The 25,737-nt window shown below is 40.0% G+C and carries 19 protein-coding genes; 7 read left to right on the top strand and 12 right to left on the bottom strand.

Going from position 1 to position 25,737, the window contains the following annotated elements; translation table 11 throughout:
- Nucleotides 1-22 precede the first annotated feature (22 nt).
- Together F984_RS19320 and F984_RS19315 are read right to left on the bottom strand one after the other, a co-directional pair.
- Nucleotides 23-1,387 (bottom strand): MFS transporter, encoded by a 1,365-nt coding sequence (locus tag F984_RS19320; RefSeq protein WP_004711530.1) that lies wholly within the window; start codon nucleotides 1,385-1,387, stop codon nucleotides 23-25.
- Between the two features lie 146 nt (nucleotides 1,388-1,533).
- Nucleotides 1,534-2,616: a DUF475 domain-containing protein gene (locus F984_RS19315; RefSeq protein WP_002054048.1), complete on the bottom strand. Its 1,083-nt coding sequence runs from the start codon at nucleotides 2,614-2,616 to the stop codon at nucleotides 1,534-1,536.
- A gap of 263 nt (nucleotides 2,617-2,879) precedes the next feature.
- Here F984_RS19315 and tenA point away from each other — a divergent pair, with 263 nt between their 5' ends.
- Nucleotides 2,880-3,554, top strand: a complete 675-nt coding sequence (tenA, locus tag F984_RS19310) for a thiaminase II (RefSeq protein WP_004711529.1) — start codon at nucleotides 2,880-2,882, stop codon at nucleotides 3,552-3,554.
- A 50-nt stretch (nucleotides 3,555-3,604) separates the two neighbouring features.
- Here the strand turns inward: tenA and F984_RS19305 are convergent, their stop codons facing one another.
- The 4 genes from F984_RS19305 to F984_RS19290 form a co-directional block, all read right to left on the bottom strand.
- A complete protein-coding gene (locus F984_RS19305; protein ID WP_002053924.1) occupies nucleotides 3,605-3,946 on the bottom strand; it encodes a GlpM family protein in 342 nt (113 codons plus the stop codon).
- Nucleotides 3,947-3,998: 52 nt separating this feature from the next.
- Nucleotides 3,999-4,352 carry a DUF1304 domain-containing protein gene (locus tag F984_RS19300; RefSeq protein WP_000580161.1) on the bottom strand — a complete coding sequence of 118 codons (354 nt, stop codon included), beginning with the start codon at nucleotides 4,350-4,352 and terminating at the stop codon, nucleotides 3,999-4,001.
- Nucleotides 4,353-4,418: 66 nt separating this feature from the next.
- Nucleotides 4,419-5,396, bottom strand: a complete 978-nt coding sequence (locus F984_RS19295; RefSeq protein ID WP_004711528.1) for a zinc-binding dehydrogenase — start codon at nucleotides 5,394-5,396, stop codon at nucleotides 4,419-4,421.
- Between the two features lie 3 nt (nucleotides 5,397-5,399).
- Complete coding sequence (locus F984_RS19290) at nucleotides 5,400-6,002, bottom strand: TetR/AcrR family transcriptional regulator (protein ID WP_004711527.1); 603 nt, start codon at nucleotides 6,000-6,002, stop codon at nucleotides 5,400-5,402.
- A 294-nt stretch (nucleotides 6,003-6,296) separates the two neighbouring features.
- Here F984_RS19290 and uvrA point away from each other — a divergent pair, with 294 nt between their 5' ends.
- Nucleotides 6,297-9,131 carry an excinuclease ABC subunit UvrA gene (uvrA, locus tag F984_RS19285; RefSeq protein ID WP_004711524.1) on the top strand — a complete coding sequence of 945 codons (2,835 nt, stop codon included), beginning with the start codon at nucleotides 6,297-6,299 and terminating at the stop codon, nucleotides 9,129-9,131.
- Nucleotides 9,132-9,164: 33 nt separating this feature from the next.
- Here uvrA and F984_RS19280 read toward each other — a convergent pair whose 3' ends face one another.
- Nucleotides 9,165-10,871, bottom strand: coding sequence for a GGDEF domain-containing protein (locus F984_RS19280; RefSeq protein WP_004711523.1), 1,707 nt, complete (start codon nucleotides 10,869-10,871; stop codon nucleotides 9,165-9,167).
- Nucleotides 10,872-11,864: 993 nt separating this feature from the next.
- On the opposite strand from F984_RS19280, the gene omp33-36 reads away from it, so the two are divergent.
- Complete coding sequence (gene omp33-36 / locus F984_RS19275) at nucleotides 11,865-12,767, top strand: porin Omp33-36 (RefSeq protein ID WP_002054064.1); 903 nt, start codon at nucleotides 11,865-11,867, stop codon at nucleotides 12,765-12,767.
- A 57-nt stretch (nucleotides 12,768-12,824) separates the two neighbouring features.
- Here the strand turns inward: omp33-36 and F984_RS19270 are convergent, their stop codons facing one another.
- The 4 genes from F984_RS19270 to F984_RS19255 form a co-directional block, all read right to left on the bottom strand.
- Nucleotides 12,825-14,792, bottom strand: coding sequence for a BCCT family transporter (locus F984_RS19270; protein WP_004711521.1), 1,968 nt, complete (start codon nucleotides 14,790-14,792; stop codon nucleotides 12,825-12,827).
- Between the two features lie 166 nt (nucleotides 14,793-14,958).
- Complete coding sequence (locus F984_RS19265) at nucleotides 14,959-15,651, bottom strand: ion channel (protein ID WP_004711519.1); 693 nt, start codon at nucleotides 15,649-15,651, stop codon at nucleotides 14,959-14,961.
- A gap of 169 nt (nucleotides 15,652-15,820) precedes the next feature.
- Nucleotides 15,821-17,536, bottom strand: coding sequence for a cation acetate symporter (locus F984_RS19260; RefSeq protein ID WP_002053821.1), 1,716 nt, complete (start codon nucleotides 17,534-17,536; stop codon nucleotides 15,821-15,823).
- Between the two features lies 1 nt (nucleotide 17,537).
- Entirely contained in the window at nucleotides 17,538-17,870 is a 333-nt protein-coding gene (locus tag F984_RS19255; protein WP_002053967.1) for a DUF485 domain-containing protein, read from the bottom strand.
- A 183-nt stretch (nucleotides 17,871-18,053) separates the two neighbouring features.
- On the opposite strand from F984_RS19255, the gene F984_RS19250 reads away from it, so the two are divergent.
- Together F984_RS19250 and F984_RS19245 are read left to right on the top strand one after the other, a co-directional pair.
- Nucleotides 18,054-21,551 (top strand): hybrid sensor histidine kinase/response regulator, encoded by a 3,498-nt coding sequence (locus tag F984_RS19250; RefSeq protein ID WP_004711516.1) that lies wholly within the window; start codon nucleotides 18,054-18,056, stop codon nucleotides 21,549-21,551.
- A 389-nt stretch (nucleotides 21,552-21,940) separates the two neighbouring features.
- Entirely contained in the window at nucleotides 21,941-22,708 is a 768-nt protein-coding gene (locus F984_RS19245) for a hypothetical protein (RefSeq protein ID WP_004711515.1), read from the top strand.
- A gap of 42 nt (nucleotides 22,709-22,750) precedes the next feature.
- Here the strand turns inward: F984_RS19245 and F984_RS19240 are convergent, their stop codons facing one another.
- Entirely contained in the window at nucleotides 22,751-23,401 is a 651-nt protein-coding gene (locus F984_RS19240; RefSeq protein ID WP_001023261.1) for a response regulator, read from the bottom strand.
- 376 nt (nucleotides 23,402-23,777) lie between these two features.
- On the opposite strand from F984_RS19240, the gene msuE reads away from it, so the two are divergent.
- Both msuE and sfnG read left to right on the top strand, forming a co-directional pair.
- Nucleotides 23,778-24,515, top strand: coding sequence for an FMN reductase (gene msuE / locus F984_RS19235; RefSeq protein ID WP_004711512.1), 738 nt, complete (start codon nucleotides 23,778-23,780; stop codon nucleotides 24,513-24,515).
- A 44-nt stretch (nucleotides 24,516-24,559) separates the two neighbouring features.
- On the top strand, nucleotides 24,560-25,672 hold the full coding sequence (gene sfnG / locus F984_RS19230) for a dimethylsulfone monooxygenase SfnG (RefSeq protein ID WP_002053823.1): 1,113 nt from the start codon (nucleotides 24,560-24,562) through the stop codon (nucleotides 25,670-25,672).
- The last annotated feature ends 65 nt before the right edge of the window (nucleotides 25,673-25,737 follow it).

Here is a 25,737-nt window from a genome sequence, read left to right as displayed (position 1 = left end):
TTTTACTTTATAAGAGTTATGCTTAAATGGCTACCTCTTTACCAAACAACTGCGTTAAATCACGTCGTGCAGCATCATCAAGAGACTGTTTATCGACTTTAATATAAGCAACTTGCTGGTCAGGCATCACCACAACTTCTTCAATACCACGAATTGCCAATAGCTGTGTGGTCCACTCATTCACCTGTTGCACTTGCGGCAATGGCAACACAATCGATGACAAATACCGCGGCTGAGCTAAACCAAAACTAATTAGCAGCCATATTATAGCAATCCCTGCTAAGACACTCCATCCAATCGCAGTATTATGTAACATCAATAATTGACCACCTAGTGTGCCACCAAAAAAAGCACCTAAGAACTGGCTACTGGCATTTACCCCCATCGCGGTGGCTTTCGACTGAATTGGAGCAGACTTTGATAACCAAGATGGTAATAATGCTTCCATCACATTAAAAGCGATAAAGAAAATACCTAAGCCTGCGAGCAAGACATATTTGGACTGATAACCAAATATCAGTAATAGTAAACCTGCAATAATGCCTGTAATTGCGGTTAAGAAAATGCCGCGCATTTTGCGGTATTTCTCAGCGATGATAATGCTCGGAAATGCAAAAAATAAACTAATCACCAAGAGTGGCAAATACACTAAACCATGGCTCGCCAAAGGAATATGGGCAAATTCGATAAGCTGTGAAGGCACATAAATAAACATGGCTGTCAGTAATAAGTGCAATGCGAAAACTGACACGTGTAAACGGTTTAAATCACCCATTTGAATGACTTGTTTAAGCTGTGCCATATAGCCTTGCTGATAATTACGATGATGGCGGGTCACTTTAGGCACCAGCAATAACATCAAAATCGCAATTAAGCCCATAATGGTTGTCACAAAGAACAAACCAGAAATACCAACAAGACTGGTGAGCCAAGGCCCTAGACTAAATGCCACCACAAAAGACAGACCAATACTCATACCCATGGCAGCCATGGCTTTAGTACGCTGCTCTTCACGTGTCACATCGGCTAAAAGCGCCATGACCACTGCCGAAACTGCCCCAGCCCCAGCGATAGCACGACCAATAATTACGCCATAAATCGTGTCTGATAAACCCGCAATTGCTCCACCAATAGCAAAGAGTAGCAGGCCAAATACTACAAGTGGTTTACGGCTAAAACGGTCAGCCAGTAAGCTAAATGGAATTTGTAAAATAGCCTGACTTAAGCCATATATACCCACAGCCAAACCTATGAGTGCTGGAGTCGCATATTGATATGACTGCCCGACTACAGAAAAAACCGGAATAATCATGAACAGACCCAACATGCGTAGTGCAAAAATACTACTTAAAGCAAAAGTTGAGCGGCGTTCCAAAGCATTCATCATATCAATACACGTTATCAAACTAGGCAAATTATAAGCCGATTCGTTTCTAAAAATACGGGAGAGATGATTTAAAATAACGATTTCGGCTTAAAAAAATAAAGAGGCATTTAGCCTCTTTATTCTATCGAACTTTACTGAAAATTAGCTTAAGACGATTCTTGTTCACGTTTTGCATATTGGATAGATGCAATTACTGCCCATGCAATAAATGCAACACCAATGAGGCCTGTCACGACTTCTGGTATATGTAAACCTGTACCACTTGCAATCATAATGAAAGCCAATGCACCAATCGCATAATGTGCACCATGTTCTAAAAACACATAAGCGTCTAATGTGCCCTTTTCAACAAGATAAACCGTCATTGAACGAACGAACATTGCACCAATTGCAAGACCTAACATAATCACGACAACGTCGCTGGTAATGGCAAATGCACCAATTACACCATCGAAACTGAATGATGCATCTAACACTTCAAGGTATAAGAAACCACCCAAACCGGCTTTAATCACACCAGAAGCAGCGCCCGAACCGTCTTGCATGACTGCATTACCATCTTCATCAATTTCAGGTTCTCCGCCCAATAAATGACTAAGAACTTGTACACCAATATAAACCACAATGCCCCAAACGCCAGCCATTGTCACAGCTAAACGCTCATGATCTTCAACATAGCCCGCCATTACAATTAATGCGATGAGTGCAATAAAAACCGACATTGCTGGTACATTGGCTAGGTCAGATAATTTAACTTCAAGCCATCTAAACCAATGGGTTTCTTTCTCTTCATCAAAGAAGAAGTTTAAGAAAACCAACAATAAAAATGTTCCACCAAATGCAGAAATTTCCGCATGGTGAGCCATTAAACGTTCAGAATAGGTTTTTGGATCATTGAGTGCCATTTTAGCAACTTCAATAAAGCCCATGTCGGCAGTCATAGAAACAATCAAGACAGGGAAAATCAATCGCATACCGAAAACGGCGATGAGAATACCGACTGTCAAAAAGATCATTTTCCAAAAATGATCCCATCCACGAAGTACCGATGCATTTACGACAGCATTGTCAAAAGATAATGAAACCTCCATTACAGCTAAAATTGCAGTAATAGTTAAAGCTTTAAACATGGTCGACACGCCAGCTTCAGGTCCATGGGTAAAACCCCAGTAAGCGGCGAGTGCTAAACACACCACCGTAAAAAATATCGAAAATCGGAAATGCTTCATGGATCAGACCTATACCAAGAACTAAATTTAATCTTTATTAAAAACCGCGGCTATTATATCGATAATTAACCACAAAACGATGTTGTTTTATGCCGTTATTACCTTTACTTTATCTTCATGTTTAATAAAGAAATTTATAATATTTAATTAACTTGTTAATCGTATTAAATATTTTCTTGCGATATATCTATCATTATTATTTTTGTATTTTAAAATTGATTTAAAATCGAGGTTAGCTATCTTATTTTAAATGGAATGATTTTATGCTTTTTTCTCAAGAACTCTGGCAACGTAATTTAAATTTATATCAAAAAATTCTCGACCTGCCTTTTAATCAGGAACTTGCTAACGGTACTTTAGATAAAGAAGCTTTTTGTCATTATGTCATTCAAGATGCTCAATACTTAGTGGCGTATGGTCGCGTACTGGCTGTTGCAGCAGCAAAAGCCTTTGATGCTGACGATATTATGCAGTTTTCAGATGCAGCTAAAATTGCAATTGTGGTTGAGCGCAGTTTGCATGATGACTTTATGAAAAATTTTGGTGTCACCAAAGAAGAATTTCAAAATACACCACTGACCTTAGCAGGCCATCATTATACTTCATTTTTAACAGCAACGGCTTGGTCTGAAAGCTACCCTGTTGTACTTGCTGCACTGTTACCTTGCTTCTGGATTTATGCCGAAGTCGGTAAAGATATTGTAAGCAAATCAATTCCTAACAACCCTTACCAAGCATGGATCGATACCTACGCAGGTGAAGAATTTCATACCGCCGTTCGTAATGTGATTGCCACTATAGACAAAGTTGCTGCACGTTGTGATGCAGATACTTTAGAGAAAATGCATGCTGCTTACACAATGGGTGCAAAACTTGAATGGTTATTTTGGGATAGTGCCTACCATCAAAGACAATGGTTAGGTTTAGATCAGATCTAAAATAAGATGAGGCTCTGACCATTTACTTCGTTAAATGGTCAGTCTTTCATTTAACTTTGGAACAACTGCCAACCATAAATTAAACCTGCCGCAGCGACCACCCAACATAAGGTTGCCAAGCCCAGACACGACCACATCGACACGCGTGTTGCCAGCATGTAAACCGCAACTAAATAAATGGCATAAGGAATAAGTGACCATAGACCAAACAGAGCCGTTTTTTGTAACGCTTCGGCTCCTTTTTGCTGAAAAACAATCACATGAGCAATTAAAGCAAAGGTAGGAAAAAGCGGGACTAAACCTGCAATATAAAATGCCTTACTTTTCGATAAAATCGAAATAATAAGGACAACCCCAGCCCCCAACATACACTTTAAAAATAACGCCCACATGCGCTGATCCTATTTGGTCATTTCCATTTCAAAACGCTGTATTTTGCGCTTTTTAAAGAAAATTAACAGCGGCTAATGCAATCAATGCAGGAACTGCCTGAATATAAATAATCTTTTTACTTGCAGTCAGCCCACCATAAATACCCGCAATCAGTACACAGCCTAAAAAGAAGTTAGCAATTGATGTGGCAAATGGCGCATCAGCCAATAAAGACCAGAATAAACCTGCTGCTAAAAAGCCATTATAAAGACCTTGGTTCTGTGCCATGACTTTGGTGAGTTTTGCTTTTTCGGCATTATTTCCAAAGGCTTTCATGCCATAAGGTTTGTCCCACAAAAACATCTCTAACACTAAAATATAGACATGTAATATTGCGATAAGCGCAATGAATATTTGTCCGATCATACGTTTTTCCTTTTTATTTTAAAGATATGAAAAAAGATCAGTCTCTCGACTGATCTTTTTTATGTTTTACGGCTTTAGTAATACCTTGCCTTGACGAGCACCCTGCGTTGCTTTTTGAGCAGCAGTTTTAATCTCATCAAAACTAAATACACCTTCTACAGGCAAGATTAATTTTTTCTGAGTCGCTAGTGTTAGCAGCTCAACGATCAGTTCCTTTTTACGTTCTGCAGGCATTTCTTTATTGACCACACTCGCCCAGAAACCTTTTACTGTCGCTTGTTTGAAAATCAAATCGCCCGATGAAATCTGCATGGTTTCGCCAGTCATACTACCAAATGAAACGAGTAGGCTATTTTCACTCAGTAAATTCAGCATTTCGCCACTTGCTGTTCCACCAATCGAGTCCACACCAGCAATAAGAGGTTGGTCACCATGAATCTGTTTAACTTGCTCTTTCCAATTCGGCTGATCAGTCGCAACCCCATGTTGGATGCCTAATGCTTGCATCTCGGCAATTGCATCAGTACGACGAACCAGATTAATCACAGGTAAACCACGTGCCTGTGCAATCATTGCAACCGTTTTACCGACTGCACCATTTGCCGTGTTTTGAATGAGCCATTGTCCCGGTTGAACATTTACAAAGTCGAGTAGCATGAGTGCACTAATTGGCATACCAATCAGTTGTGCTGCTGTTTCATCATCAATTTCATTATTTAAAGGAATAAGGCCTTGAGCTGGTGCAATAAAGTATTCAGCCCAACTTCCATGCACAGCTGCCACAGCAATACGCTGGCCTACCTGTACATGAGTAACGCCTTCACCCAAGGCATCTACAATACCAACTGCCTCACTGCCACCAATTGCAGGTAAAGTTGGCTTATAGCCATAATTTCCACGTACAGTCCATACATCATGATTATGGATAGGAGACATAATGGTTTTAATACGCACTTCGCCTGCTTTCGGTTCTGGCTTTGGCATATCCGCCTGCTCTAAAACGTCTACAGGTTCGCCAAAATTACGATGGATAATACTTCGCATGCTTTATTCCTCTATCGGTTTTAAGAGTTGTTGGGTGGTTTCTAAGGCTAGGTATAAATGCGCTTTGTCTTGCGACAGTTTTGTGAGTAAAGCAGCACCTAACCATAACTGATACATGACTTGCGCAGTTTTTAAAGGCTCAATATGTTTTGGAATTGAACCTTCTTGTTGACCTTCTTTAATTAGCAAAGCCAAACGTTGCGTTAGTTTGTGTACGCCTTCATTGAGAATCTGGCGCATATCTTCTGATAAGTCCGAAACCTCGGCTGCCAGTTTCACAATTAGACAGTTTTCAGCCCAGCTACCATTTACTGGATCATCAATCCACGCCTGCCATAAGGCCATTAAACGGGCATGGGCGCTTTGCTCACCGTGCTGCCAAAGTTGTTCCATACGAACTTTATAGTCAGCCATGTATTGCTCGAGCAACGCACAGCCGAAAGCCTCTTTCGAAGCAAAGTAGTGATAGAACGACCCTTTAGGTACATCACAAGACTTTAAGATTTCTTGCAAACCAACACCGACGAACCCTTTACGTAGTACTAGCTCAAAGCTGGTATCTAGAATGTGTTGTCGTGTAGTTTCGCTTTTGTTTAATCGTTTCATACATTCATCATAAACAACTATTAGACCAGTCGTCTAGTAAAATTATGATGCTTGTGAAAATAGGCTAAGAGTAGAAATGTAGAGTGAGGAATGTTAAAAATACAATCTGCTTATTTAAACAAATTTTGTCGATTGTCGTTTAACCGTCACAATTTGTCGCTTTAAATCATTTTGTAGCACTTGAACAATTTTAAATCGTTATCATATAGGGTCTGTTGTTTATAAATAGCCATATCTCCCTGTGACTAATCAAACAACACCTAAATTTTCATCAATACATAATTGAGATGTTTTATGAGCCAAAGTCATATCCGTATTCGAGGCGCACGTACCCATAACTTAAAAAATGTGTCTCTCGATATTCCACGCGATAAATTTGTGGTGATTACGGGGCTATCAGGTTCAGGAAAATCTTCTCTTGCCTTTGATACCTTGTACGCCGAAGGACAGCGCCGTTACGTCGAATCACTTTCGGCCTATGCCCGTCAGTTTTTATCGCAAATGGAAAAACCTGAAGTTGACTCGATTGAAGGTTTATCACCAGCGATTGCAATTGAGCAAAAATCTACCAGTCACAACCCACGCTCAACCGTCGGTACCATTACCGAAATTTATGACTATTTACGTTTGCTTTATGCCCGTGTCGGTACGCCTTATTGCCCTGAACACGACTTGCCTATGGTTGCGCAAACCGTTTCTGAAATGGTCGATGCGGTAAAAACGCTTGAGGAAGGTACAGCACTTATGTTGCTTGCCCCAGTGGTACGTGAGCGTAAAGGTGAATACAGCAACCTGTTCGAACAACTACAAGGTCAAGGTTTTGTTCGTGCCCGTGTAGATGGCGAAATTATTGATATTGATACGCCACCGGAACTCGACAAAAAGAAAAAACATACCATTGAAGTCGTTGTTGACCGCTTCAAAGTACGTGATGACTTAGGCAACCGTATTGCTGAATCATTTGAGACCGCACTACGTTTAGGTGGTGATATAGCAGTTTTATCGTGGATGAATGGCGAACACCCAGATCGCGTTTTTTCTGCAAAACACTCATGTCCTGAGTGTGATCGCGCAGTTGCTGAACTTGAGCCACGTTTATTTTCATTTAACAACCCGTTTGGTGCCTGTCCTGTTTGTGATGGCTTAGGTACACGTAGCCATTTTAGTTCTGAGAAACTGATTCCAAATCCTGATCTTGCGATTAGCGAAGGTGCTATTCGTGGTTGGGATCGTCAACGTCCTTATTACTATTCAATGCTGCAAAAAGTTGCCGACCACTTCGGTTTTCAACTTGATACGCCTTGGAACCAGTTAGATAAAGACACGCAAAAGAAATTTCTACAAGGTACTGGCAAAGAAAAAATCGATTTAAGTTATATCGATGAACGCGGCCGCAAACATACACGCGTACAACCTTTTGAAGGAATTTTGCCACACCTTGAGCGTCGCTACCGTGAAACTGAAAGTAACTATGTACGTGATGATTTAGCTCAATATTTATCTAATGCAGCATGTGATGCATGTGGTGGTTCACGTCTAAATGAAATTTCACGGCATGTTCGTGTAAAAGATAAAACCATTGCAGACATTACCCGCATGTCGATTGGCGATGCAGAAAGCTATTATCAAGATTTAAATCTTGAAGGTGCTAAAGGCGAAATTGCCGATAAAATCTTTAAAGAGATTCGTGAGCGTCTGCACTTCTTGGTGAGTGTTGGTCTGAACTATTTAAGTCTGGCTCGTTCTGCCGAAACACTATCGGGTGGTGAAGCTCAGCGTATCCGTTTAGCCTCGCAAATTGGTGCAGGTTTAATGGGTGTCATGTATGTCCTTGATGAACCATCAATTGGTCTCCATCAACGTGATAATGACCGTTTATTACAAACGCTAATTCGCTTACGTGATTTGGGCAATACAGTATTAGTCGTTGAACACGATGAAGATGCAATCCGTGCAGCTGACCATATTATTGATATCGGCCCGGGTGCTGGGGTACATGGTGGCGTTGTCATTGCTGAAGGAACTTATGAGGAGCTGGCTAAACATGCCGACTCTCTTACAGGTCAATACCTTTCAGGCAAGCTTAAAATTGAGGTGCCAAAAAAACGTACTCAATCGCCACGTCCAGATGAATTCATCAAGCTTTCAGGTGCATCAGGCCATAACTTAAAAAATGTCGATTTAACTATTCCACTTGGCATTATGACTTGTGTGACTGGGGTTTCAGGTTCGGGTAAATCAACACTGATTAACCGTACGTTACTACCACTGGCTGCAACACAGCTTAATGGTGCAACAACCTTAACAGCTGAAAAGTTCGACTCGATTGATGGTCTACAACACCTTGATAAAGTCGTTGATATTGACCAAAGCCCAATTGGCCGTACACCACGTTCTAACCCTGCAACGTACACAGGGCTATTTACACCAATTCGTGAGTTATTTGCTCAAACCCCAGAGGCGAAAGCCCGTGGTTATAGCGCTGGTCGTTTCTCGTTTAACGTGAAAGGCGGACGCTGTGAAGCCTGTGAAGGCGACGGCATGATTAAAGTCGCGATGCATTTCTTACCAGACATGTATGTACCTTGCGATGCTTGTCATGGTAAACGCTATAACCGTGAAACACTTGAAGTGGGCTATAAAGGCAAAAACATTTCTGATGTTTTAGAAATGACGGTTGAAGATGCTGCTGAGTTCTTTAGTGCTATTCCAGTCATTCACCGCCGCTTAGAAACCTTAACTCAGGTCGGTTTAGGCTATATTCGTTTAGGTCAGGCTGCTACGACCTTATCTGGTGGTGAAGCTCAACGTGTAAAACTCGCACGTGAGTTAGCAAAACGTGATACGGGTAAAACGCTCTATATCTTGGATGAACCAACAACAGGTCTGCACTTCCACGATATTGCCAAGCTACTCGATATTTTGCATGAGCTACGCAACAAGGGTAATACTATTGTGGTGATTGAACATAACCTTGATGTGATTAAAACAGCGGACTGGGTTGTGGACTTAGGCCCTGAAGGTGGCTCAGGTGGTGGGCAAATTATTGCTGAAGGTACACCTGAACAAGTCGCTGAGGTCAAGATTTCCCATACGGGTCGTTTCTTGAAACCGATGTTGAAGCAATAAAACAAAAAAGCCGGAAAGTGATTTCCGGCTTTTTTATCCCTCTACAACATTTCGTCCCCGAGCTTTAGCTCTTAAGAGTGAACGATCTGCTTTTTCTAACAACTCCATCCAGCTGGTCGCTCCAATCGCAAACCCTATACTGACTGATACATGTAATTTTTCATTTGAGCCAGATAAATTAATTTCTTCTAAAGCAATCGCAATACGAATTTTTTCCGCCAATAGACGCGCATCTAAAAACGGCACCTGTTCTAATAAAATTAAAAACTCATCACCACCATAACGCACAATTAGATCAGAAGCGCGTACATTTGCTTTCAATTGATCGGTAATACGCTTAATCACTTGGTCACCAACAATATGACCATATTGATCATTCACATCTTTAAAGCGATCTATATCAATAATCATTAAACAAGTTTGTGAAAACTTTTGAGGATAGCTCTCAACAATTTTTAAATACTCAGATAAAGCTAAACGGTTGGATACACCAGTTAACGGGTCTGTATTGGCAATATTTTTAAGTTGGAATTCAAACGCATCTCGCTGCTTAAGCATTCTTTGCAAACGGTCAATCGCTTCAAACAGTGAAATGAACTCACCTTTTTTAGGGTTCAATTCATCTACTGGATAATCTTTGCTATGAGACAAATCAAGAATTAAGGTACGGGCCTGAATAAGAGGCTCAAATACCCGCCTCTTTGCATAAATTAAGGTAAGTAAAGCAGCTGCTAACGATATGCTAGAAATAAGCAAAGTAAGAAAGAATTTCTTTTTTGCCAAATAGTTTTCTTGAGATGCAATCAAGACACTTTTATTAAGTAGAAAATTTTGTAAATCAATAACTGTTGTAAATTTATCAACGATTTGGTCTGTAAGTTCAGTTCCATTTAAATGGTAAGCCTCATGCTTCTGGCTTTCTTCTAAAAGTTGGCCAACAATAGGCACACCTTTATCTAAAAATTCAGTTTTAACTCTTGCATAAAGGCGATGATATTCAGGAGTTTTGGCCTGCTCAGACTGTAGCGTATCTACAAGTGCCCATAAGTACCGAGCTTGTTGTTGAGTCTGCAAAGAGCGCGCCCGATTATCATTGGGTATGGTTTCTTTAAACGTCACTGGCGCAATAACATTAGATGCGGTACGACCGGCCTGATCACGCATGTCAGTTAAAACCACAATCAAAGTAAAATAGTTATTAATTTGGCTATCTTTACTTTTTAGCTGCAACATAAGCTTTTGCAAAATTTCCCGACAACTATCCCAAGCACCAAACATACCCAAAATGGCATTATCAAATTGCACAGAGGTTCTTGCCTGTTCAGGTGTTGCGGCATAATAGTCGACTACAGCCCGCGCCTGTTTCAAATCATCTTTAAATTTAGTATCTAAAATACGTGCTAAATCGGAATAACCCTCTTCTTCTAAAATACGAATAGTTTCATTAATTTGCTGATCGACAGTAAGCCGATACTCTAATAACTTCTTCTGATTTTTTAAAAAGTCGGCAGCGTTACTCGACATTAATTTATTTGCTGGCGCACGTTCTTTAGATACCTTATTTGCAACTTCAGCAATCGACCTTAAGCTTTTGATTTCAACCAACGCTTGTTTAGTTTTTAAATATTCTTGATAACTGCTGACAATAAGAGGCACAGCCATAAACAGTAAGGACAGAATAATGACCAACATAAAGAAAAATAGTCGATTACTGATATGTTCTGAACGTAATCCTGACATTTCTAGCTGGTACTCCGTAAATGCCCTACCATCATCACTACTATAAAATGAAGTAATTAACCCGCATCCTAGCACTTTAATGAGCAGAAGTTCAGCAACAAAGTTTGAATAACGCAATATAGGTCTTCATCGTTTGTATTTCATGAAAATCTGATCGAAAGAGCAAATGATGGCTATAGCAAAACTCCATTTTACAGCTGAAGTAAATTTCGCAATTCTATAGTTAGCTTCTTTTTCCTCTTGGATGCCTCTCCCAGCATCCGAAACCCAGCTCTAAGCTGGGTTCTTTTTTTATACAGACCAAAAAGAAGAAATTTCATGTAATTTTTTTAATAAATGTTAATGTTTTCTTATAGATAAAAAAAAGCTCAACCTTGGGGAAAGCTGAGCTCGTAAAGTCTGATGTGATAACACATCGTATCTGGGAAAGTACTACCAACTATAAAAATGTTAGATAGTGAACTTTGCAATTGAATTGTGTGACTTATCTCTAATTTTGTAAAGTTGATTAAATTGATCAGAATTAATTTTTTAATCGTTTTTTTGATTTAAAAATGTTTTTTTTTAGTCTTATTCAATTATATAATTATTTTAAATAGATAGATTATTTAGATAAACTTATCAAAATAATGATAACTATTCCTCAAAATATATGAAAATTGAAACAAGAATAATATTCGAACGACTATTTATTAAACGAATCGACAAATTTATGAACGTTAAATCCGATCAATAAAATCATTTTTTCCAATTATAAATGTAATTATTTTGAAACTATTTAAAGGCAAATCCTTATGAATGTTAAGGTTTAGCTTCTTGTTAATGTTCATTTTTTTAGCAGGTTGACATAAGACACTCTGATTGTTTATTTTTTAAACATTTTTAACATAAGTGTCAAATTTCCTTAACATTACGTTTCATCTATTATTGACTTCATAAATTGTTACAATACAATGACCCCAGCTTTATCTCTTGTTAATGCTGGAAATGATTATGAAAAAACTTGGTTTAGCCACTGCTGTATTATTAGCCATGACCGGTGCTCATGCTTATCAATTTGAAGTTCAAGGTCAATCTGAATATGTTGACACAACTGCAAACGATAAGAACTACACTGGTGACGTTGCTGGTACATTCTATTTGAAAAATGTTGATACAGCTAAGGGTCCTTTAGCTGAAGCAGCTTTCTTAAACCAAGCTTCTAGCGTGTCTTTAGGTTACAGCTATCAACAATATGACCAAAACAACGGTTTAAACTACCGTGTAGGTACATACGGCGTTAAAGGTGAGGCTTACGTTCCAACTCCTTATCTTCCTGTATACGCTAGCGCTACTTATAACCACACTGACGTTGACGGTAAAAACGCGATTTCTCGTGATGACCAAGGCGACCGTTATGCTTTAGAAGTTGGTGCAATGTTGTTACCTAACTTCTTGATGGCTGTTGGTTATACAAGCGTAGCTAACCAATTTGCTTTAGATAACTTCGGTATCATGGGCAACGGTATCTACTCTGCTGTTAACCAAACTGCTGCAATCCAAAACGATCAAGATGCTGTTACAGCTCGTGCTAAATATGTAGGTCCAATCGACGGAACTAACATGGCAATCGGTTTTGAAGCTGCTGGTGCTTTCGGTCAAGAAAACCAATACGGTTTAAAAACTGACCTTTACTTAACTCCTAAGTTAAGCGTTGGTGCTGCATTCATCGGTAACGACGGCGTAGCAAACATCAAAGGTAATGACCTTGGTGAATTCCGCCAAGCTTGGGGTGGTAACGTAAACTACTTCATCACTCCTGCTCTTGCAGTTGGTGCGTCTTACATGAAAGCTGACGTTAAAAAGTCTAGCTACGACACACAAACTATCGGCTTAAATGCTAAATTCCGTTTCTAATTTAATTTAGAAATTGAATTAAAAAAAGGACTCAATTGAGTCCTTTTTTTATGGCTATTAACTACGTACGATATTTAAGAAATGTAAGTGACGTTCGTACTGGTCAATAATGTCCTGAATCAAATCTTCCTGAGTCCAGTCCATTACATCGTAGTTCTGCCCACCCTCTCTCAAAAATACTTCGGCTTGGAAATATTGGCCATCTTCTGCTTCTGTACGACCAATTAAAAAACTTGGTGGTACTGTTTCACGTGAAACAACTTTATAAATAAAATTAATTTCATGATGATGATCGACTCGAAGCTGCATACCATCTTCAACTTCACTAATTGAAACTTCAAGATGACGACGTCTAAACTCATGCTGAATATTTTCAAAAGCACGTGAAACCTGCTTTTCAATATATTGCTTCACCTCTTCTTCACTATGAGGATAGTGCATGATCAAACCTAATCGTTGTTGCCAACTTCTCGGGTTATGAATAGCACGTGGGGTAATACGAGCTTCCTGAATTGCTTGCATTTTCGTGACATCAAGATGCAAAGCTTTTATTAACCCCCAACTCATCAAGAGCATGACTACAGTAAACGGCAACGCACTCATAATAATTGAAGACTGCAGTGCAGCAAGACCGCCAACCAAGAGTAAAATAATAGCCAGCACTGCCATCAATACTGTCCAGAACAGACGCTGCCAAGTTGGTGAATTTTCAGTTTTTGCTGTTAAGTAGTCAGTAACGAGTGCTCCCGAGTCCGCAGAAGTCACGAAGAATAAAACCACTAAAATAGTAGCCAGAATATTCATGACACCTGACCATGGCAAGTGCCCTAAAAACTCAAATAGAGCAACTGAGGAGTCTTGCTGGACAGCCTGAATGAGAGTGGTTTGATGTTCATGGATAATGCTAAATAACGCGGCATTTCCTAAAAAGCCCATCCAAATGATGGTAAAGCCTGTCGGAATAAGCAGAACACCTACAATAAACTCTCGAATGGTACGACCACGGGAAACCCTTGCGATAAACATACCCACAAATGGTGACCATGAAATCCACCAAGCCCAATATAAAATGGTCCATCCCCCAATCCATCCATTTGGCTGATAAGCATATAAATTGAATGTCATGGTAAAAAGGTTAGATATATATTGCCCAGTATTTTGAATAGTAGTCTGAAGTAAATAAATACTAGGGCCAGCGATAAAAACAAATACTAATAATATTAAAGCTAAGACTAAGTTTAGCTCTGATAAACGTTTAACCCCTTTATCTAAACCTAAGAACACAGATAATGAGGCTAAAATACTCACAAAAATAATGAGTAGAACTTGAATATTGGTACTTTGCTCGACACCAAATAAATAATGTAAACCAGAGTTAATTTGGGTGACACCAAATCCGAGAGAAGTCGCTACACCAAATACCGTACCAATGGTCGCAAATATATCGATACTGTCGCCCCACGGCCCATAAATCTTTTTACCAATGAGCGGGTAAAGGGCTGAGCGGGTCTTTAACGGTAAATTATGACGATAAGCAAAATAAGCTAATGCTAAACCGACCACAGCATAAATTGCCCATGCGTGTAAGCCCCAGTGGAAAAAAGTCACACGTAGAGCTTGCTGAGCTGCATCAATTGTCTGCGCATCTCCACTTGGTGGATTGACATAGTGCATGACAGGTTCAGCAACACCGAAGAACATTAAGCCAATACCCATACCGGCAGTAAACAGCATGGCAAACCATGAACCATTACTATATTCAGGCTGGCTATGGTCAGGACCTAATTTAATCCGACCTATCGCAGAACAGGCAATATAAATGAGTAAAATAAGAAAGAATGCAACTGATAGAACATAGAACCAGCTAAATGAATCGGTGATCCACTGCTTTAACTGTTGCGTTAAAAGTTCAAAAGAACTCGGAGCGATCACGACAACTGCTAGGAACAAAGCAATAATAATGACCGTACCCAAAAAGACATTGGGATTAACATTTGCGAACCAACTCGTTTGTTTGGAAGGCATAAATCCTCCATGTTATTTTAATGAAAAGTGACAGGCATGAAGCCAATAAAGACATTCAGGAATGAACAAAGTTATATCTTTCAATAGAGAAAGCCGATCATACTGTAAACAAACTTAATTAATATTGCAGTTACAAAGGTGTAAATAAATTAAAACACCTCCTTCTTTATTTATCAGAAATCTTTTTAGGGGCGTGTGAAATATACTGTAAAGCGATCAAACGCGTAACAATTAATGCCAAGTACATAACACCACAAAACATTTGTAACATCGCTAGAACACGTGCTGGTGGACTAAGGGGCATGAGGTCAGACAATCCTGTCGCTGACTGCAAACTAAAGCTTAAAAATAATAGATCTAGCCAAGTTTGTAAGTGATAAACATGGTTTGGATTTTGGAAGCTATTTGGAATTAGCAACTGACAAATGTTGTATAAAAAAGCAAATCCCCAAGCAATTAAGGTAAAAACAGCTGCTGCTGCAAACAGCTCATCTCGTGTCAAATATCGGTCAGCAAACATATAACGAAATAACCCATAAGCTGCCGAGAAGTAAGCTAAAGCTTCACAGCTGTGAGCAAAAATCTGGATGGTTAAATTGCTGTAGCCCAATAAAATAAACACTGACGATATAATTGCGCCACTTACAAAGGTAAGTCCTAAAAAGGTAAACATAGGTGTTTGACGAATCACTTTAGCAATAATGAGTAAAGCAAGTACTCCTAATGCCCAAGTTAAGGTTCTATAAACCTCATTATCAAAAGTCAGCATAGCCAGAATAAGTAAAATGAATTGCACAAACAGCAACCATGCAGAAGGCAATAATCGAAAGCTCGCCCAGAACTCGATAATAGATCGCATTTAATTATTTTCCATTTTTTCATTATGTTTTGAATTATAGAAAATCATACTGTACAAAAAATAGGATAAACAAGTTGTTCTTTATTAAGGAGCTTCTTTTCAATAACCTTTAGGAGAAAAACAAAAAAAGCCCCGTAGGGCTTTTTATGACAAGTTTAATACATTCTGATTAGTGGTCTGATGCACCAGAAGCACCAATACCTGTCATTGAACGTACATATTGTGCGTCGAAAGCAGCACGTTCTTTTTTCGCACGTGCTGAGTTATCAGTCACTGAGAAGAACCAACAGCAAAGGAACGACAATGGCATCGCAAACAATGCAGGACCATTGAACGGGTTAATTGGTGTATCTGAGATTTTTAAAGTATCAACCCATACCGCTTTAGATAAGATGATCAGTACAACAGCTGTTACCAAACCAACCACCCCACCAATCACAGCGCCACGTGTGGTTAAACCTTTCCAGAACATTGAAAGAACAAGTACCGGGAAGTTCGCACAACAAGCCACAGAAAACGCTAAACCTACCATGAATGCTACGTTTTGCTTTTCAAATAAAATACCCAAGATCATGGCAAAAACTGCTAAACCAAGCGTCGCGATTTTTGACATACGAAGTTCAGAAGCTGGAGTCGTTTGACCTTTTTTAAATACGTTAGCGTATAAGTCGTGTGAAATTGCAGATGCACCTGAAAGTGTTAAACCAGCAACAACAGCAAGAATCGTTGCGAACGCTACTGCTGAAATGAAGCCCATGAACAAGTCACCGCCTAAAGCGTCACTTAAATGCACAGCTGCCATGTTGTTACCGCCAACCAGCTCAAGCTTTCCTGTCATTGCCATTTTCGCAACATCAAGGAATTGCGGGTTGTTTGATACAAAAAGGATCGCACCGAAACCAATAATGAAAGTTAAAAGGTAGAAGTAACCAATAAAACCTGTTGCAACGACTACAGATTTACGTGCTTCTTTTGCGTCTTTTACAGTGAAGAAACGCATAAGAATGTGTGGAAGACCCGCTGTACCAAACATGAGTGCTAAACCAAGAGACAAGGCATCAATTGGGTTTGCAGCAAGTTTACCAGGACCCATAATTTTTGCAGCGTCGGCAAGGCTTATGTTATGGACTTTACTGAACACTTCAATAGATTGGGTGAACATATTGCTGAAACTGAAACCTACAGCTTTCATGACCATAAATGCCATAAAGGTTGCACCGCTCAGTAACATGACCGCTTTAATGATTTGTACCCATGTGGTTGCCAACATGCCACCAAAAATTACGTATGCCATCATTAATAGACCAACAATGACTACAGCAATGTTGTAGTTCAAACCAAATAGCAATTTAATCAGCTGACCTGCACCCACCATTTGCGCAATTAAATAAAATGCAACAACTACAAGTGAGCTAAAAGCAGCTAAAGTACGAACTGGTTTTTCTTCAAGACGGAATGACACTACGTCGGAAAGGTTATATTTACCGAGGTTACGTAAACGCTCTGCTACCAAGAATAAAACGATTGGCCAACCGACCATGAATCCCAGAGAATAAAGTAAGCCATCAAAACCAGAGCTAAACACCATTGCAGAAATACCAAGGAATGACGCCGCTGACATAAAGTCCCCCGCAATTGCCAAACCATTTTGGAAACCACTAATTCCGCCACCAGCCGTATAGAAATCTTGTGCTGATTGAGTTTGTTTTGCAGCCCATTTAGTAATGAACAATGTGAAACCAACAAAGATGACAAACATGATGATGGCATGCCAGTTGGTTGCTTGCTGCTCAGCTTCACCTAAATCCGGGCCTGCCATAGCAACTGTTGAATATAGCGATGCTGCCGCCAATAAGGCTTTCGCTTTTAATGAATTCCATTTCATATTAGTGTAATCCTTTCTCGTGCGTGATGGCCTCGACTTCCTTCAACGCTTCTTCACTCAACTGATCAAGGGTGTTATTCGCGATGTAGGAATACACGCCACAAAGTACGAAAGATAAAATGATAATTCCTATTCCAAGAGGAATCCCCCATGTCGTTACACCGCCACTAAATGAACTCATCAAAAATTCTTTGTTGTAGCCTACAAGTAGCATAAAGCCCACGTAGAGAATTAACATGATGATGGTGAGGGTCCAACTTAATGCACTTTTTGTCTTGACCATTTTTTGAAACTTTGGATTACGTAGAATCTGTTCCACTTGGCTTTGATCCATAACCAAACTCCTTACATAGTGCCCAACCTTGGTCACTTTTTTTTAATGTATTTTTTCATTATTAAAGTTAGCAAGATTACCTCTAAGTCGTAACTTAGACTTTGGTCGTTAAAATTTAATCAATTTATAGCTTTGTATCGGCATAGGTTATGATAGACACACGGTTTCACTTATGTAGGTCATATGAACAGCTGGCTGATTATTGGGGTGCTCACTCTTTATATTGCGCTTTTATTTGTCTGTGCTTTTTTTGGTGAGAAGCATGCCAGTCGTCTTGGCACACGTGGCCGCATGTTTTTATTTAGTTTAACTTTAGGTGTCTATTGCTCATCATGGACATTTTATGGGGCAACCGGTGCAGCCGTACGTGAAGGCGTCATCTTCTTGCCTATTTATTTAGGCCCACTGTTATTTGTCTGGTTTGGTTATGATATCTGGCGGCGTTTAGGTCGAGTACGGCAACACCATGCGATTTCGTCAATCGCTGACTTCGTCGCAGCGCGCTATGGTAAAAGTGGTGTACTCGCCTCTCTAGTCACTATTCTGGCGGTTATCGCGATTATCCCCTACCTCGCGTTACAGCTCCGTGCAATCGCTTTAAGTACCTCGGTCATTATGGAGCAAAGCTCGCATATTCATACTACGACCAACAGTGTGTTATTGCTCACCAGTGTGCTTGCGATTTTAGCCATGATTTTTGGTACACGACAGATCGCAAATACGGAACAGCATGGCGGCCTCATGCTTGCAGTTGCATTTGAGTCATTTGTGAAGTTATTTGCCTTACTTTGCGTCGCTTTATTTTTTATTTTTGAATCACCAGCTAACCTCAGCCAAATGACCTCTGATGTAAACCAGACTTTTCAGGAGGTTCAGCTCTTTGGTGTACCTGAAACTTTCTGGATTCAAACTTTACTGGCAGGCTTAGCCATTATTTGTTTACCACGCCAGTTTCACGTGGCGGTGGTCGAGCTACGCGATGAAAAGCATATTCGCGGTGCCCGTAAATGGTTCGCGGTTTATCTCATTTTAACTATTTTAGCTATTATCCCAATCGCAAGCTGGGCTTTGCATGCCGCGCCGAAATTCCTAACTGTACCCGATGTGGCTGTACTGTCACTGCCGTTAAGTTACAACCAAGAATGGCTCGCTTTACTGGCCTTTTTAGGTGGCTTTTCAGCTTCGACAGGTATGTTACTGGTTTCATCAGTTGCATTGTCTATCATGCTCAGTAACGACTTGATTATGCCTGCCTTATGGCGTTTTAAATTGCTGTCGCGTCATGATAAACATTTACCTAAAGTTCTGAAGTTCAGCCGTCGTATCAGTATTGTCGCAGTGATGCTACTTGGCTTTTTATTTTTCCATTTCTTTAATGATATTAACCAACTTTCAGTTTTTGGTTTATTGGCATTTAGTGCTGTAGCGCAGTTTGCTCCGGCACTGATTGGTGGTTTGTACTGGCGTGGCGGAAGCCGCCAAGGTGTCTATGCAGGTCTGATTGTTGGATTTTTAATGTGGAGTTATACCTTACTCTTTCCAACAATTTTGCGTAGCTTGCCTGAAGCCTATCAGGATGCTGCTCAAAGTATTTTGCTTTTTGGTCCTTTTGGCATTAATGCCTTACGTCCGGAATCTTTATTTGGTTTTGAGTCATTTGCACCTTTAACTCACGGTGTCATTTGGTCACTTGGTTTAAATATTGTTTTATATATCTGGATTTCAAAAATTTATCGACCAAGTGTGGCAGAACAAATTCAGGCAGAAAGCTTCTTCTACTATGAAACTAAGCCTTTACCATCACCGCACACATCTACTGATTTAACCTATCTTCCTCATGACGCGGCCCGTTTAAAAGTAGGTGATTTATTTGCCTTGGCAAAAAGAATTACAGGTGAGCAACCCACTACACAAGCGTTCGAGAACTTTTGTGAGCAAAATCATCTCACACTCAATCCAAATACAATTGCCAATGGTATGTGGTGGCGTTTTACCGAGCAATATCTGGCCGGTATTATCGGTGCTGCTTCTGCACGTACTTTGCTCACGACAGCCATGATTAATAACGGCCTTGCTTTGGGTCAAGTCGCTAATATTTTAGACCAAGCATCTCAGTGGCAACGTTTTAATCAAAATCTGCTTATGACCATGATTGACCACATGACCCAAGGGGTAAGTGTGGTCGATAAAAATATGTGTCTAGTCGCGTGGAACAACCAATATTTAAAACTATTTGGTTATCCAAAAGACCTTGTTTATGTCGGCTGCCCAATTGCCGACCTGATTCGTTATAACGCTGAACGCGGCGAATGTGGCCCCGGTTCAGTCGAAGAGCATGTACGCAAACGTCTTCACTGGATGAAAGTCGGCAGCGCCCACGAGTTTGAACGTATCCGTAAAGACGGCCGCGTTATTCAAATGCGAGGTAATCCAATTTCAGGCGGTGGTTTCGTCACGACATTTGCCGATATTACGGCCTTCCGTGCGAACGAAGCCGTACTTGAAGCTCGCGTAAAAGATCGGACTCAACAGCTTGCTGATGCCTTAACTGAACAACAGCTTGCACGTGAGCAAGCTGATATGGCCAATATGTCCAAGAGCCGATTTATTGCTGCGGCAAGTCACGATCTATTACAGCCTATGCATGCTGCTCGTCTGTTTAGTACTGTTCTTGAGCAAAGCATTTCGACTGAAGAAGACCGCCAAACCTTACAGCAACTTGACCGAGCACTCTATGGTGCAGAAAGTATGCTGTCTGCCCTACTCGATATTGCACGTTTGGAAGGCGGCACCATACAACCAAAAAGACAACCTTATCCGTTGCATGATTTACTCAGTGACCTTGAGTTGCAGTTTAAATCGATTGCCGCTCAGCGGAATATTTCACTAAAAGTCCACGATGTGTCTTTCTGGATCGATACTGACCCGCAGTGGATTCGTCGTATTATTCAAAACTTTGTCAGCAATGCCCTACGCTATACCGCCAAAGGTCAAGTGGTAGTAGGCGTACTTCGTTCTGCACAGCAATCTGGTCATATTCGAATTGGGGTTTGGGATACTGGACCTGGTATTGCTGAAGAACAACGAATTAAGCTATTCCAAGAGTTTGAACGTTGCGGACATTTATCACCTTGGGGTGAACAAGGTTTAGGATTAGGTCTCGCCATCGTACAACGTATGACAGGTTTGCTAAATTACCCTGTTCATGTTTACTCGGAGTTGGGCAAAGGCTCATGCTTTATGATTGAGGTGCCTATTGTCGAGCCACCAAAAGTAGCAACACCAACTGTACAGGCCGTGCCTTTAAAAACAAAAGCCTATCGTATTTTGTGCCTAGACAATGATGAAACGATTCTGGAAGGTATGAGTAGTTTATTAGGTCGATGGGGTTATCAAGTTTTTAAAGCCACTGAACCTGAGCAAGCTCTAGACATTATTCAAAAAGAGAATATTCAGGTTTGGCTCATTGACCAGCATTTAAATAACAATCAGCTTGGCGTTGATTTTATTAATCAAAATCGTCAAGAAGATGTTCCAGTTGCCTTAATTACAGCGGACTCCCACCCCGAGTTACCACAGCAATTAAAAGAACTAAATATAGTTCTACTTAAAAAACCACTAAAACCGGCCTCATTAAGAGCGTGGTTATCTGGTCTTAAAATTGCTAGTACGACAGACTAATCATTTATCGCTTCCCAACTTTTGATAAATTTGGGGAGCGATGCTTGGCAAAAATGTTTAGCTAAATTTAAGCCAATAGGCAGAAATGCTCAAAATGTCTACTTTTACTCAATAAATTATTGACCAAAATTTCCAAAGATTCTTTTTCTATGGCAAAGCTCACCTTTTTTGTAAGTGAACACTTGTACACTTAGTTACAATTTAATAAGTCATTGTTTTTACAATTATTTATTTACTAAAAATCACCATATACGACTTTAGTCGTATTCTACTTGCATTCTGCATGACACATAAATATTCAAAACACATTTTATTCGTCTGACGATTTATTTGAACTTATTTTGCCTGATCGCCCCCCTGCTCATGAATTAACGCAAAGGACCACTGCCATGAATATTTCTGATAACAGCCCACAAGGCCAACTTTCTTCTCAACAGTTTTATCGCCAATACAGTGCCAATGCCTTACTTCCAGAGTTAGATTGGCAAAGTATTTTTCCGCACAGCAAGCTGAGCAAAGCACATATCAAAGCTCTTAATACAATTTATCAGTGTGCTGTGCCCCTCGCACTTAATGTATTCCATGATTTAAATTTTGATGTATTTGCACCTGCTGCTTATCATCCGCAAGGTTTGGGCTTATTTGACAAGTTAGCGCAACAAGAAGAGAACTTCTTAAAAGTCCTCACTGCTGAAAGTGAAAATCTTGATCATGACACACGCCATCAAATCTGGAGCATGTTACTCCGCGGTGGTGCTGTTCTGGTTTTCAAGGCTTGGCTTGGCCATGTCAAACTCGGAGAAAACCAGTTAGATATGACTCAGTTTGATGAACTTTCTGACTTGCTCTTTATTAAGACACCTCCACATCAACTTGCTGAGCGTTTGCATGTAGATGAAAAAGCAAAACTTGACCATATCTTCTTAATGTATGGCAATGATATTTTTCTTGATCGGTTCAATAGCCTAGAAACAGCAGCACTTTTTGTTGATTTAGGGGTTTATGATGCAGCTTTCTTAAGCTTGCGTGATGACCGTGTAGCTGAATATTTAAAAAGTAAAGGCTACGTAACTCAAGAACAAATTGATGATTTGCAATGTGCTCTTAACCCACTGTACTGCGACAGCCTAACACCTAAGCAAGATTGCCTTGCTTAAGTGGAACATATAAAAAAGACCTCCATTGAGGTCTTTTTTATTTTAGATTTTTTTATCTTCAATATTTAATGCGCTAATTGCTAATACAGCTTGGGTACGATTTTGTACACCTAATTTTCTAAAAATAGCGGTTACGTGCGCTTTAATGGTGGCTTCTGAAACATCAAGCTCGTAAGCGATCTGTTTATTTAACAAACCTTCCGCAACCATCATCAAAACACGGAATTGTTGAGGCGTTAACGACTGAATACGTTCAGCCAAAGCAGTTTCATCTGCCGCTCTCGGGTCAAGATTAATATTTGATGGAAGGTTTGGTGGTAACCAGATTTCGCCATCTAGAACTTGACGAATCGCTTCACCAATATGACTTGGATGAGCAGATTTAGGAATATAACCCATTGCACCATGTGCAATCGCACGTTGAATAATTGACGCTTCTTCGTGTGCAGAAACCACAATAATTGGAATAGAGGGATATTGTGCTCTTACATAGACCAGAGCAGAAAAGCCTGAAGCACCTGGTAAGTTTAAATCAAGTAATACCAGATCAGGTTCTGCCCCATTTTCCAAACGCTCATAAAACTCATCAACCGAAGCTGTTTCATGAATTTGTGCCTGTGGCAGGCTATAACGTACTGCTTGAATCAAAGCATGACGAAACAAAGGATGATCATCAACGATTAAAATATTCATAAGCGATTAAAGTAATCTTGAGCATAAGTATGGCCTATTGTAACCCTACTATTTAGATGAAAGATATGCTCATCTTATCCATTTTTATGCAAAATGTTGTTAAATACAGTCCTTTGCTTCATTTTTCAGTTGTTTTTTACCTTTTAATCAAAATTAATCTATTTTTTATATAAGCTTCATTTTTATTCTAAAAAAGATATCACCAATAATTATATAAAATAAAAACAATTGTTTAACTTACTATTAAATTATAAAAATCAACTATTCGGGTTTTATATTTAAAACTGATAAGGTTGACCAATTTCGTTATTTTACAGTTTGCCGTCATTGTTGATTAATAAGTCCAATGTTGTTTTTTAGGCTTAGGAACCAAATCATGACTGGTATCGCATCATCAAAACCTTTAAATATTGTTGCTGTTTCTGGTGGCTTAAATACCCCATCTAAAACCGAAAGTCTGGTTCAGGCCATTCTTGATGAGTTATCTGAAGCAATTGATATTAAAGTTCACTTTATTAAATTAAGTGAAATCGGACCATTATTAGGCGGCGCATTTTATCGCAATCAACTCCCTCAACGTGTACAAGATGACCTTGCAGCAGTTGAAGCAGCAGATGCCTTGATTGTGGGTACACCTGTCTACCGTGCCTCTTTTACCGGTCTTTTCAAACACTTCTTTGACTTCGTTGAACAAACTGCATTAGTCGATGTACCTGTACTTTTAGCTGCATCAGGTGGTAGTGATCGCCATGCTCTGGTACTCGAACACCAACTTCGTCCATTGTTCAGCTTCTTCCAAGCACAAACTTTACCAATTGGCGTATACGCAACAGATCGTGACTTTACTCCTGAATATACAGTGAAAAGTGAGCAACTAGCTGACCGTATTACACTGGCCGTAGCACGTGCATTGCCAATTCTAGAATGGGCGCCAGCAAAAGGTAAACGTGCTGAGGTGGTTAAACCTAAATCTCAGCAAGCGAATCAAGAGCTTGGTATTAACAAGCAAATTGAGCAAGAAGAAGTATTACCTTCAGCAGCTGTACCAAACCTTGATGCAGCAGAGTCTCGTTTGCATCACAAGTCCGGTAAATCATTAACGCATGTTGCCTAAGCGCAATATAGCTAAATAAAAATAACGAATGGGGAGAGAGCACCATGACGCAATTACAACAACCAATTAAATTTGCTTATTGGGTACCAAATGTAAGCGGTGGCCTTGTAGTGAGTAACATCGAACAGCGTACAGACTGGAGTTATGACTACAATGTTCGACTTGCACAGGCTGCCGAAAACAATGGTTTTGAATATGCGCTCACTCAAATTCGTTTTACGGCGGGCTATGGGGCAGAAAACCAGCATGAGTCTGTGAGTTTCAGTCATGCATTACTTGCAAAAACTGAGAAACTTAAAGTGATTGCGGCGATTCTGCCCGGCCCTTGGAAACCGGCTCTTGCAGCTAAACAGCTGGCTACGATTGATTATCTAACCGAAGGCCGCATTGCTATTAATGTGGTAAGTGGTTGGTTTAGAGGCGAGTTTGATGCGATTGGTGAAGAGTGGCCTGAGCATGATGAGCGTTATGTTCGCTCTGAAGAGTTTATTCGCACGCTAAAAGGAATCTGGACCACAGATAACTATAGTTTCGATGGTAAGTATTACCAATTCCAGAACTACACACTTAAGCCAAAACCTCTGCAAAAACCACATATTGAAGTCTTTCAGGGCGGCAGTTCACGTGCAGCAAGAGATATGGCGTCTCGTGTATCCGACTGGTATTTCACCAATGGTAATACTGTAGAAGAAATTCAAAAACAAGTCGAAGATATTCGCACCAAAGCAAAAGCCAATAATCACCATGTCAAAATTGGGGTAAATGCGTTCATTATTGCCAGAGATACCGAAGAAGAAGCTAAAGCAGTACTTCAAGAAATTATTGATAAAGCCAATACTGAAGCAGTCAATGCATTTGGCGATGCAACTCGTGAAGCGGGTGCGGCTTCACCAGAACAAGAAGGCAACTGGGCAAAATCAACTTTTGAAGATTTAGTTCAATATAACGATGGCTTTAAAACCAATTTAATTGGTACACCTCAGCAAATTGCAGAGCGTATTGTGGCGCTTAAAAATGTAGGTGTCGATTTGGTTCTTTCCGGTTTCTTACACTTTATTGAAGAGGTGGAATATTTCGGAGAAAAAGTTCTGCCGCTCGTTCGTCAGTTAGAACTTCAACAGGAAAAGGAGGTAGAAATCCCAGCTAAATCAGCCTAAAAAACTCCAGTTAAACAGCGCAAGATAATAAAAACAACAAATTAAAATAAAGTTTTATTGGCTCC

It is taken from the genome of Acinetobacter nosocomialis NIPH 2119 (assembly GCF_000368085.1).
GTDB lineage: Bacteria > Pseudomonadota > Gammaproteobacteria > Pseudomonadales > Moraxellaceae > Acinetobacter > Acinetobacter nosocomialis.
This window is presented reverse-complemented; position numbering and strand designations above follow the sequence as displayed.